Annotated in this window: 10 protein-coding genes; 4 read left to right on the forward strand and 6 right to left on the reverse strand. The window is 70.2% G+C overall.

Annotation, left to right across the window (positions count from 1 at the left end; translation table 11 throughout):
• Window positions 1–178 precede the first annotated feature (178 nt).
• Entirely contained in the window at window positions 179–1,039 is an 861-nt protein-coding gene (nth, locus tag ACFXPK_RS14520) for an endonuclease III (RefSeq protein WP_385075182.1), read from the reverse strand.
• 352 nt (window positions 1,040–1,391) lie between these two features.
• On the opposite strand from nth, the gene ACFXPK_RS14525 reads away from it, so the two are divergent.
• Complete coding sequence (locus ACFXPK_RS14525) at window positions 1,392–2,066, forward strand: Crp/Fnr family transcriptional regulator (RefSeq protein ID WP_015034542.1); 675 nt, start codon at window positions 1,392–1,394, stop codon at window positions 2,064–2,066.
• A gap of 141 nt (window positions 2,067–2,207) precedes the next feature.
• Here the strand turns inward: ACFXPK_RS14525 and ACFXPK_RS14530 are convergent, their stop codons facing one another.
• The 4 genes from ACFXPK_RS14530 to ACFXPK_RS14545 form a co-directional block, all read right to left on the reverse strand.
• On the reverse strand, window positions 2,208–3,044 hold the full coding sequence (locus tag ACFXPK_RS14530) for an MBL fold metallo-hydrolase (protein ID WP_384994843.1): 837 nt from the start codon (window positions 3,042–3,044) through the stop codon (window positions 2,208–2,210).
• Window positions 3,037–3,978, reverse strand: coding sequence for an NUDIX hydrolase (locus tag ACFXPK_RS14535; protein WP_385075185.1), 942 nt, complete (start codon window positions 3,976–3,978; stop codon window positions 3,037–3,039). Before ACFXPK_RS14535 ends, ACFXPK_RS14530 begins: the two co-directional genes overlap by 8 nt.
• 192 nt (window positions 3,979–4,170) lie before the next feature.
• Window positions 4,171–4,641, reverse strand: a complete 471-nt coding sequence (locus ACFXPK_RS14540) for a RidA family protein (protein ID WP_384994849.1) — start codon at window positions 4,639–4,641, stop codon at window positions 4,171–4,173.
• Complete coding sequence (locus ACFXPK_RS14545) at window positions 4,638–4,799, reverse strand: DUF4177 domain-containing protein (RefSeq protein ID WP_014178397.1); 162 nt, start codon at window positions 4,797–4,799, stop codon at window positions 4,638–4,640. The genes ACFXPK_RS14540 and ACFXPK_RS14545 overlap by 4 nt, the downstream gene beginning before the upstream one ends.
• A gap of 71 nt (window positions 4,800–4,870) precedes the next feature.
• On the opposite strand from ACFXPK_RS14545, the gene ACFXPK_RS14550 reads away from it, so the two are divergent.
• Both ACFXPK_RS14550 and ACFXPK_RS14555 read left to right on the forward strand, forming a co-directional pair.
• Window positions 4,871–5,836, forward strand: a complete 966-nt coding sequence (locus ACFXPK_RS14550; RefSeq protein ID WP_385075187.1) for an ArsA family ATPase — start codon at window positions 4,871–4,873, stop codon at window positions 5,834–5,836.
• Entirely contained in the window at window positions 5,833–7,251 is a 1,419-nt protein-coding gene (locus ACFXPK_RS14555; RefSeq protein WP_385075190.1) for an ArsA family ATPase, read from the forward strand. Before ACFXPK_RS14550 ends, ACFXPK_RS14555 begins: the two co-directional genes overlap by 4 nt.
• Window positions 7,252–7,658: 407 nt before the next feature.
• On the opposite strand, the gene ACFXPK_RS14560 is transcribed toward ACFXPK_RS14555, so the two are convergent.
• Entirely contained in the window at window positions 7,659–8,003 is a 345-nt protein-coding gene (locus tag ACFXPK_RS14560) for a WhiB family transcriptional regulator (protein WP_030353248.1), read from the reverse strand.
• Between the two features lie 397 nt (window positions 8,004–8,400).
• Here ACFXPK_RS14560 and ACFXPK_RS14565 point away from each other — a divergent pair, with 397 nt between their 5' ends.
• Window positions 8,401–10,704, forward strand: coding sequence for a transglycosylase domain-containing protein (locus ACFXPK_RS14565; protein WP_385075193.1), 2,304 nt, complete (start codon window positions 8,401–8,403; stop codon window positions 10,702–10,704).
• Window positions 10,705–10,823: the final 119 nt, after the last annotated feature.

Here is a 10,823-nt window from a genome sequence, read left to right on the forward strand (position 1 = left end):
GCCCTCACCGCCCACGCGGCGTCCGCCCCGGCTCGCGCGGCCGTGCCCGCCCGCGTGGGCACCGCGTCCCACGCCGGCGCCGTGCATCCGTCGTCGCCCGCCGCGCCTCGTACCGCCCCATGGCGCTTCATACGGGGCACCTCCTCCGGCTGCTCAATTCGGCCCCTCGGTCCCCGCATCAGTCCCGCGCGGTGCCTGCGGGCGGGGCCGGCCGGCCCGGGTAGTCGGCGGGCGGGCTCAGGCGCTGGCCCGGGTAGCCGCCCAGCTCGTACTTGAGCAGCTTGCGGGCCTTCTCCGGGTCCGTCTCGCCCTCTCCGTACGAGGGGCAGAGCGGCGCGATCGGGCAGGCGCCGCAGGCGGGCTTGCGGGAGTGGCAGACCCGGCGGCCGTGGAAGATCACCCGGTGCGAGAGCATCGTCCACTCGCTCTTGGGGAAGATCGCGGCGATCTCCGCCTCGACCTTCTCCGGGTCCTCCTGCTCCGTCCACTTCCAGCGGCGGACCAGCCGGCCGAAGTGCGTGTCCACGGTCAGACCAGGGACTCCGAAGGCGTTGCCGAGCACCACGTTGGCCGTCTTGCGGCCGACGCCCGGGAGCGTCACGAGATCGGCCAGCCTGCCCGGCACCTCGCCGTCGAAGCGGTCGCGGAGCGCGGTGGAGAGCCCGATGAGGGACTTGGTCTTGGCGCGGAAGAAGCCCGTCGGCCTGATGACCTCCTCCAGCTCCTCCGGTACGGCCGCGGCCATGTCCTCGGGCGTCGGGTACCTGGCGAAGAGGGCGGGCGTCGTCTGGTTGACCCGGAGGTCGGTCGTCTGGGCGGACAGGACCGTCGCGACCAGCAGCTCGAACGGGTTCCGGAAATCCAGCTCGGGATGGGCGTACGGATAGATCTCGGCCAGCTCACGGTTTATCCGGCGGGCCCGGCGGACCATCGCCAGTTTCGATTCCGGTCCGGTCCTGGCACCGGCGGCGGAGGTCGCCACCTTGGACTTTGACCCTTTTGCGGCTTTTTTCGGTTTCGCCGAAGGCTGTTCGCCCACAGCGGAATTACGCTCCGCGGACACTCTTCCAGCCCCCTTGGCCTGCGCTGTCACCGGCGAGTTGGACACCCGGCCAGCGTAAAGCCCGCCACTGACATCCGCCCCGGCCATGGCGGATCACCACTCGAATCGGCCCTCCGGGCACGGTGGGGCACGTACGTACGTCAAACTTGTGACTGATCGCACGGTTTCGAACAAACCGTTCGAACAGTCGGGACTCGGAGAAGGGCGGAGAAAGCCCGGGATGCCGAGCCACCCGAGAAGAAGCAGCACGTACGGCATCATGGGGACCACGGTCCCTTGAGCAGGTGGGGACCACGGTTCCCTGAGCAGGTCGACAAGGAGAGAACACGTGGACGACGTTCTGCGGCGTGCCCCGCTCTTCGCGGCGCTCGATGACGAGCAGGCGGCGGAGCTCCGCGCCTCGATGAGTGAAGCGACGCTGGCGCGCGGTGACGCGCTGTTCCACGAGGGCGACCCCGGCGACCGCCTCTACGTGGTCACCGAAGGCAAGGTCAAGCTCCACCGCACCTCGCCCGACGGCCGGGAGAACATGCTGGCCGTACTCGGCCCCGGTGAGCTGATCGGCGAGCTGTCCCTGTTCGACCCGGGCCCGCGCACCGCCACCGCGACCGCGCTCACCGAGGTCAAGCTCCTCGGTCTGGGCCACGGCGACCTCCAGCCCTGGCTGAACGCCCGCCCCGAGGTGGCCACCGCGCTGCTGCGGGCCGTCGCGCGACGCCTGCGCAAGACCAACGACCAGATGTCCGACCTGGTCTTCTCCGACGTACCCGGCCGTGTGGCACGGGCGCTCCTGGACCTGTCGCGCCGCTTCGGCGTGCAGTCCGAGGAGGGCATCCACGTCGTCCACGACTTGACCCAGGAGGAGCTGGCCCAGCTCGTCGGCGCCTCCCGCGAGACGGTCAACAAGGCGCTCGCCGACTTCGCCCAGCGCGGCTGGCTGCGGCTGGAGGCGCGCGCGGTGATCCTGCTGGACGTGGAGCGCCTCGCGAAGCGCTCGCGCTGAGCACACGCTCGCACCGAGGGAGGCCCGTACCGAACACGGGCCTTCTCGGTTGCCAAGGGCCCCGCCGGACGACGGCGGGGCCCTTCGGCGTACGACGGGGCCCTTCGGCGTACGGCGGGCCCTTCGGCGTATGCGGCCCGGCTACTCCGGGATGAGGCCGTGCTCGCGCAGGTAGTCGAGCTGTGCGCGTACGGACAGCTCGGCGGCGGGCCACAGCGAGCGGTCCACCCCCGCGTACACGTGCGCCACGACCTCCGCGGGCGTGCGATGGCCGTTCTCGACCGCCGTCTCGATCTGGGCGAGCCGGTTCGCGCGGTGGGCGAGATAGAACTCCACCGCGCCCTGCGCGTCGTCCAGGACCGGACCGTGGCCCGGCAGGACCGTGTCGACACCGTCGTCGACGGTGAGCGAGCGCAGCCTGCGCAGCGAGTCGAGGTAGTCGCCGAGCCTGCCGTCCGGATGCGCGACGAGCGTCGTACCGCGCCCCAGGACGGTGTCTCCCGTCAATACGGCGCGGTCGGCCGGCAGGTGGAAGCAGAGCGAGTCGGAGGTGTGGCCCGGGGTCGGCACGACCCGCAGCTCCAGACCTCCCGTGGTGATGACGTCACCGGCCGCCAGGCCCTCGTCCCCGAGCCGCAGAGCCGGGTCCAGGGCGCGGACGTCGGTACGGGTCAGGGCGGCGAAGCGGGCCGCGCCCTCCGCGTGGTCCGGATGGCCATGGGTGAGCAGGGTCAGCGCGATCCTCTTCCCGGCCTTCTCTGCGGCGCTGACGACCCCCTTGAGGTGGACGTCGTCCAGGGGCCCCGGGTCGATCACGACCGCCAGATCGGAGCCGGGCTCCGAGACGATCCAGGTGTTGGTGCCGTCGAGCGTCATCGGGGAGGGGTTCGGGGCGAGGACGTTCACGGCGCGGGCGGTGGCGGGGCCGGAGAGCACCCCGCCACGCGGCTGGCCGGGGAGGGCGGCGGCGTCACTCATCGGGGCCTCCGGTCGCGTTCTGCTCGCTGGGGCTGCGGGAAGCGCTCGGGCCGGGCGGGGACGCCGGGCCGACGTGCTTGGTGAACTCGTCGTGCCCCGGCCAGCTCAGGACCAGCTCCCCGCCCTCCAGCCGGGCCGTGGCCAGCACGGGCGTCAGATCCCGCCCCTCGGCCCCGGCGAGCGCGTCCGCGGCCGTACCGTACGACTGGAGCTGACGCAGCGTCGCGACGGTCGGCGGCATCATCAGCAGCTCGCCCCTGTCGTACGCCTCCGTGGCCTCGGAGGGTCTGATCCACACCGTACGGTCGGCCTCGGTCGAGGCGTTCCTGGTGCGCTGGCCGGGCGGCAGGGCGGCCACGAAGAACCAGGTGTCGTAGCGGCGCGGCTCGAACTCCGGGGTGATCCAGCGGGCCCACGCGCCGAGGAGGTCGCTGCGCAGGATCAGCCCGCGCCGGTGCAGGAAGTCCGCGAAGGACAGCTCGCGGGCGGCGACGGCGGCACGATCGGCCTCCCAGCCGTCGCGGTCGCCGCCGGAGGACCCGCCGATGTCCCCCACGACGGTGTCCGCGGTCTCCCCCGCGAGCAGGACACCCGCCTCCTCGTACGTCTCCCTCACCGCCGCGCAGACGACGGCCTGCGCCGCGGCCGGGTCGACGCCGAGGCGCCGCGCCCAGACGTCGCGGCCGGGACCGGCCCAGCCGACGAGGCGGTCGTCGTCCCTGGGGTCGACTCCCCCGCCCGGGTAGGCGTACGCGCCCGCGGCGAAGGCCATGGAGGTACGGCGGCGCAGCATGTGGACGGCGGGGCCGCCGGGCTCGTCGCGCAGGAGCATCACGGTCGCGGCCCGCCGGGGGGTCACCGCGGTGATCTCGCCGGCGGCGAGGCCGCGGATCCGCTCGGGCCATTCGGGCGGGTACCACTGACCATTGGACATGGCCGGATGCTATGCGCTGACGCCAGGATGTTCGAGAGGTCCCCGGCCACGCGCCGGGCCCCGGGCGGTGTCACGGGGCGTCCGGTGGTCCCCGTACGCGGAGAGGTCCCGCCTCGTACGTGCGGTTCGCACGTACCGGACGGGACCTCTCAGGATCGGGCGGGGGACCCCGGGGTGCCGGGGTCCGGCGGCTCAGTCCTGGACCAGCTCCACCTGGATCTCGACCTCGACGGGCGCGTCGAGCGGCAGCACGGCCACGCCGACGGCGCTGCGCGCGTGCACGCCCTTGTCGCCGAGGACCTGGCCCAGCAGCTCGCTCGCGCCGTTGACGACGCCCGGCTGCCCAGTGAAGTCCGCGGCCGAGGCGACGAAGCCGGTGACCTTCACCACGCGGGCGATCCGGTCCAGGTCGCCGACGACCGACTTGACGGCGGCGAGGGCGTTCAGCGCGCAGGTGCGGGCCAGTTCCCTGGCCTCGTCCGCGGTGACCTCGGCGCCCACCTTGCCGGTGACCGGAAGCTTGCCGTCCACCATCGGGATCTGGCCCGAGGTGTAGACGTACGCGCCGGACCGTACGGCCGGCTGGTAGGCGGCCAGCGGCGGTACGACCTCGGGCAGCGTCAGCCCCAGCTCGGCGAGGGTGGCGTCGACGGTCCCGCTCATGCGGCCTTCTCCCGCTTCAGGTAGGCCACCAACTGCTCCGGGTTGTTGGGTCCGGGAACGACCTGGACGAGCTCCCAGCCGTCCTCGCCCCAGGTGTCCAGAATCTGCTTGGTCGCGTGCACGAGAAGGGGCACGGTCGCGTATTCCCACTTGGTCATGGGGCGACTGTAGTCGTACCGGGTGGCAGCCTCGTGCGTAGCCCGTGGCCTTACTGGTTAGGCTCGAATACGTGAGCAGGCTCCAGGTCGTCAGCGGCAAGGGCGGTACCGGTAAGACGACGGTGGCCGCCGCCCTCGCGCTCGCCCTCGCGACGGAGGGCAAACGCACCCTTCTCGTCGAGGTCGAGGGCAGACAAGGAATCGCGCAGCTCTTCGAGACGGAAGCCCTTCCTTACGAAGAGCGCAAGATCGCCGTCGCCTCGGGCGGCGGTGAGGTGTACGCGCTGGCCATCGACGCCGAGCGCGCCCTCCTCGACTACCTCCAGATGTTCTACAAGCTCGGCAGCGCGGGCCGGGCCCTCAAGAAGATCGGTGCGATCGACTTCGCCACGACGATCGCACCGGGCGTACGGGACGTGCTGCTGACCGGCAAGGCGTGCGAGGCCGTGCGCCGACGGGACAAGCAGGGACGTTTCACTTACGACTACGTGGTGATGGACGCGCCGCCCACCGGCCGCATCACCCGCTTCCTCAACGTGAACGACGAGGTGGCCGGGCTGGCGAAGATCGGCCCCATACACAACCAGGCCCAGGCGGTGATGCGGGTCCTGAAGTCGCCGGAGACGGCGGTACACCTCGTGACGCTGCTGGAGGAGATGCCCGTCCAGGAGACCGCGGACGGCATCGCCGAGCTACGGGCCGCCGAACTGCGCGTCGGCAAGGTCATCGTGAACATGGTGCGCCCGCATCTGCTGGACGAGGCCGCCGTCCGCGCCGCGGCGGGCGACCGCCGCCAGGAGGTGGCCGAGGCGCTCGCCTCGGCCGGGCTGGCCGCGCCGGCGACGCTGGTCGGGCCGCTGCTCGACCAGGCGGCCGAGCACGCCCAGCGCGTCGAGCTGGAGCGCGATCAGCGGGCCGTGCTCGCCAGGCTCGGGCTGCCCGCGTACGAGCTTCCCCTCGTCGGGGAGGGGATGGACCTCGCCGGTCTCTACCGGCTGGCGGGAGAGCTACGGGAACTTGGTGAGGTCTTCGCATGACCCTGGACTCCGCGGCCGCCCCGCTCGACATCGATCCGCTGCTCGACGACCGGGACACACGCATCATCGTGTGCTGCGGCTCCGGCGGGGTCGGCAAGACGACGACCGCGGCGGCGCTCGGTGTACGGGCCGCCGAGCGCGGCCGCAAGGTCGTCGTCCTGACCATCGACCCGGCACGCCGGCTGGCCCAGTCCATGGGGATCGACTCGCTGGACAACACGCCCCGGCAGGTCAAGGGCGTCGAGGGGCCCGGCGAGCTGCACGCGATGATGCTCGACATGAAGCGGACCTTCGACGAGATCGTCGAGGCGCACGCGGACGCGGACCGGGCCCGCGCCATTCTGGAGAACCCGTTCTACCAGTCCCTGTCGGCCGGCTTCGCGGGCACGCAGGAGTACATGGCGATGGAGAAGCTGGGGCAGCTCCGGGCCCGGGACGCCTGGGACCTGATCATCGTCGACACCCCGCCCTCCCGCTCCGCGCTGGATTTCCTGGACGCGCCGAAGCGGCTGGGTTCCTTCCTCGACGGGAAGTTCATCCGGCTGCTGATGGCCCCGGCGAAGATGGGCGGCCGGGCCGGGATGAAGTTCCTGAATGTTGGTATGTCGATGATGACGGGGACGCTGGGGAAGCTGCTGGGCGGTCAGTTCCTGCGTGACGTGCAGACGTTCGTGACGGCGATGGACACCATGTTCGGCGGCTTCCGCACCCGCGCGGACGCCACGTACCGGCTGCTCCAGGCGCCGGGCACGGCGTTCCTCGTGGTGGCGGCGCCGGAGCGGGACGCGCTGCGGGAGGCCGCGTACTTCGTGCGGCGGCTGGCGGCCGAGGAGATGCCGCTGGCGGGGCTGGTCCTCAACCGGGTCCACGGGAGCGGGGCGGCCCGGCTGTCGGCGGAGCGGGCGCGGGCCGCGGCGGAAAATCTTGAGGAGGGGCGCATGGCGGATCGGATACGGGGGAATGCTGGCAGTGGCGCTACCGCCCCGGACAGCTCCTCTCCCGAAGCGTCCGAGCCGCACGGACTTCATGAAGCCGTCGAGCCCCCTGTAGCCGCCGAGCCAGCTTCCGACGCGGACCAGACCGAGAAGACCCCCGATACATCAGCCGGCCGAGAGACCCTGCGGACTCCGGAGGACCCGGAGAGCATTGCGACGGATGTGTCCGTTTCCGACACCGGAGACGCGGACGCTTCTGTCACAACTGTGGAACAGCTCACGGCCGGTCTGCTGTACCTCCACGCCGAACGCATGCAGGTCCTCGCGCGTGAACAGCGCACGCGCGACCGCTTCACCGCGCTCCACCCCGAGGTGGCGGTGGTCGAGGTGGGAGCCCTGCCGGGTGATGTGCACGACCTGGCGGGACTCAGGACGATCGGCAAACGTCTCGCCTCGGCGACGTCGGACATGGACAAGTGACACGGATCCGCACACAGCCCTGCTGTACGCGGCTCCGTTCCGTGGCCCTGTTCGTCCCGTGGCCCTGGTTCGCTCCGTTGGCCGGGCCTGCTCTGTAGTTCTTTGGTCTGTAGTTCTCTGCTCTGTGGAGATGCGTTCTCCGGAGATGAGTTCTCCGGAGATGAGACGCGGACCTGGGAGCACAGAGGTGCGCCGGAGAGCTGGAACTGGGGGTACGTGGACGACATCGCGAGGCCACGGGGATGTATGGCCCCCACAATGTGCGACACGAGGATCGTTCTCGCCTCGCGGCCGCTCGTCCACGTCACACCCAGCGCGCTTCCGGCAGGCTCCCGGCCAGGGCGGAGACCGTTTCGGTATCGGTGGGACCGAAACGCATCCGCCCCAGCACCGGGACGGCCCGGGATCTACCCGACCGCCGCGTAGGTCTCGTACGTCTCGTCATCCTCCAAGCCCACGGGCAGGAGGCCCGCGCTGCGCTCGTACTCCGTACGCGCCGTCTCCAGCAGCCTGCGCCACGAAGTGACGGTCGGACGCCTGCGCAGCAACGCGCGGCGCTCCCGCTCCGTCATCCCGCCCCACACGCCGAATTCCACGCGGTTGTCCAGCGCGTCGGCCAGGCATTCGGTCCGCACCGGGCATCCGGTGCACACCGCCTTGGCCCGGTTCTGCGCCGCACCCTGTACGAACAGTTCATCTGGATCGGTAGTGCGGCAAGCTGCCTGCGCACTCCAGTCGGTTACCCAGCCCATGCCGGCGCCGTCCTCTCCCGAATCGAGGCTCCCCCACGGCGGCAGCGGCATATTCACCGTTGCCAGTTGAGGACGTTACGGAAGGCGGGCACAGCGCAACACCCCCTTCGGGCCCAATCTTGAATGGCCCGAACGGACTATGCGTACGCGGCAGATCACCCAGGGGAGTGACCCAAGGGCATAAAGGAACAATCCAAAAGAGTCGGGTTATTTCAGTCGAGCCACAACGGGCAAACGGCGGTGGATCAGGGCGATTCGGACATCACTTCTCGCGTTTCGGGTTCGCGGGAAGTTCATCGGGAGGTCTTGATGCATGACCGCACTGCTGTGACAGTTGGGGACAGCTTAGGCCAGAGCCTTGACGCGTGTCCGGCGATTGAGAACGTAGGCTGCCCTCATGCCAAAGAAGCGCTCGGGCGGGGGTCTGACCGGGACCCAGCAGGCCGCCAAGTTCCTCGGTGTCAGTGTGCTCGCGGGAGCGGTGCTCGCCGGAATCGCACTGCCGGCCTTCGGCGCGCTCGGGCTCGCCGCGAAGGGGACGGTCGAGGGATTCGACGAGATCCCCGCCAACCTCAAGACGCCGCCGCTGAGCCAGCGCACCACGATCCTGGACTCCCAGGGCGGCCGTATCGCCACCGTCTATTTCCGCGACCGTACGGTCGTACCGCTCAACAAGATCTCCCCGTACATGCAGAAGGCGATCGTCGCGATCGAGGACTCGCGCTTCTACGAGCACGGGGCCATCGACCTCAAGGGTGTGCTGCGCGCGGTCAACCGCAACGCGCAGTCGGGCGGCGTCGCGCAGGGCGCCTCGACCCTGACACAGCAGTACGTGAAGAACGTGTTCGTCGAGGAGGCCGGAGACGACCCGGACAAGGTCGCCCAGGCCACCCAGCAGACCCTGGGCCGCAAGATCCAGGAGCTGAAGTTCGCGATCCAGGTCGAGGAGGAGCTGGGCAAGAAGAAGATCCTGGAGAACTATCTCAACATCACGTTCTTCGGGCAGCAGGCGTACGGGATCGAGGCGGCGTCGCAGCGCTACTTCTCGAAGCCGGCCAAGGACCTGAAGCTGGAGGAGGCGGCGATGCTCGCGGGCATCGTCCAGTCGCCGAGCCGCTACGACCCCGTCAACGACGAGGAAGAGGCGACGAAGCGGCGGAACACCGTGCTCCAGCGGATGGCCTCCGTCGGCGACATCTCGCAGACCGAGGCCGACCGCGCCAAGGCCACGCCGATCGAGCTGAAGGTGAGCCGCCCGAAGAACGGCTGCATCACCGCGGCCAGCGGGGCGGGCTTCTTCTGCGACTACGTGCGCGAGGTCTTCCTGACCAACCCGGTCTTCGGCAAGACCCGCGAGGACCGGGCCAAGGTCTGGAGCCAGGGCGGTCTGACGATCCGTACGACGCTGGACCCGCAGGCCCAGACCTCGGTGCAGGCGTCGATCAAGGACCACGTCAACCAGAGCGACAAGGTCGCCACGGCCGTGACGCTGGTCGAGCCCGGCACCGGCAAGATCCTGGGCATGGGCCAGTCCAAGCCGTACGGCTTCGGGAAGAACGAGACCCAGATCAACCTCTCGGTCGACCACGGGATGGGCGGCTCGAACTACGGCTTCCCGACCGGTTCGACCTTCAAGCCGTTCCTGGCGACGGCGGCGATCGAGCGCGGCGTACCGCCGACGCAGTCGTACCCCTCGCCGTACGACATGCCGTACCCGGCGTCGATCCAGACGTGCAGCGGCAAGCCGTGGGTCAACACCGGCGGCGACACGGCCGAGAACGAGAACGAGTCCGAGGTCGGTCCGTACGCGCTGAAGGAGGCGATGGCCAAGTCGGTCAACACCTACTTCGTGCAGATGATAGGGCAAATCGGGCTCTGCCCGGTGACGGAGACGATCTCCAAGCTGGGCGTCGTCCAGGGTGACGGCAAGAAGCTCCCCGAGTCGCCGTCCGCCCTGACCCTGGGCTCGCAGGGCATCTCGCCGCTGCGGATGGCCAGCGCGTACGCCGCCTTCGCGAACCGCGGCACGTACTGCACCCCGATCGCGATCTCCTCCATCAAGACGGTGGCGGGCGAGAGCCTCAAGGTGCCGAAGTCGAACTGTTCGCGGGCGATGACCGAGAACACGGCCGACACGATCAACACCCTGCTCAAGGGCGTGGTGGACTCCGGTACCGGTGAGTCGGCCGGTCTGACCAGCCGCGACAACGCGGGCAAGACGGGTACGACGGACCTCAGGAAGAACGCCTGGTTCGTCGGCTACACCCCGAACCTGTCCGGCGCGGTCTGGGTGGGCAGCCCCTCCCAGCAGGTCGAGATGGAGAACATCACCATCGGCGGCACCTACCACGACAAGGTGTTCGGTGGTCAGGTACCGGGGCCGATCTGGAAGGACGCGGTCACCGGAGCGCTGGACGGGAAGGAAGCACCGACCTTCAACACCGTCGACATCCCGGACGGGCCGAAGAACAAGGACCCGGACCGCGACAGCAACCCGGGCGGCGGCGGCGGAGGCAACGGCGGCCGGGACAACGGCGGCTCCGGCAACGGAGGGTCGAACAACGGCGGCTCGAACAACGGCGGCAACGGCAACGGGAACGGCGGCTCGGGCGACGGGAAGCCCGGCGGCGGCTTCGAGTTCCCGTTCGGCGGCGGCCGCAACGGCGGAGGCAACGGGAACGGCGGCGGGAACTTCCCGTAACCACACCCACGCGCTTCTGACCGCGTAACCGACCGGAGGGTGGCCCGCACACAGGCGGGCCACCCACCGGTGCGTCCCGAACCGCCGCACCGCCGGCTCCCCGGGCGCGCCGCCGGGAG

Origin of the sequence: Streptomyces sp. NPDC059142 (assembly GCF_042755665.1) — a bacterium.
Classification (GTDB): domain Bacteria; phylum Actinomycetota; class Actinomycetes; order Streptomycetales; family Streptomycetaceae; genus Streptomyces.

Excerpts from the sequence above, each read along its gene's own strand:
- ACFXPK_RS14560 (WP_030353248.1), bottom strand. The coding sequence starts at position 8,003 with ATGGGCTGGGTAACCGACTGGAGTGCGCAGGCAGCTTGCCGCACTACC.
- ACFXPK_RS14535 (WP_385075185.1), bottom strand. The coding sequence starts at position 3,978 with ATGTCCAATGGTCAGTGGTACCCGCCCGAATGGCCCGAGCGGATCCGC.
- ACFXPK_RS14565 (WP_385075193.1), top strand. The coding sequence starts at position 8,401 with ATGCCAAAGAAGCGCTCGGGCGGGGGTCTGACCGGGACCCAGCAGGCC.
- ACFXPK_RS14540 (WP_384994849.1), bottom strand. The coding sequence starts at position 4,641 with ATGAGCGGGACCGTCGACGCCACCCTCGCCGAGCTGGGGCTGACGCTG.
- ACFXPK_RS14555 (WP_385075190.1), top strand. The coding sequence starts at position 5,833 with ATGACCCTGGACTCCGCGGCCGCCCCGCTCGACATCGATCCGCTGCTC.
- ACFXPK_RS14545 (WP_014178397.1), bottom strand. The coding sequence starts at position 4,799 with ATGACCAAGTGGGAATACGCGACCGTGCCCCTTCTCGTGCACGCGACC.
- ACFXPK_RS14530 (WP_384994843.1), bottom strand. The coding sequence starts at position 3,044 with ATGAGTGACGCCGCCGCCCTCCCCGGCCAGCCGCGTGGCGGGGTGCTC.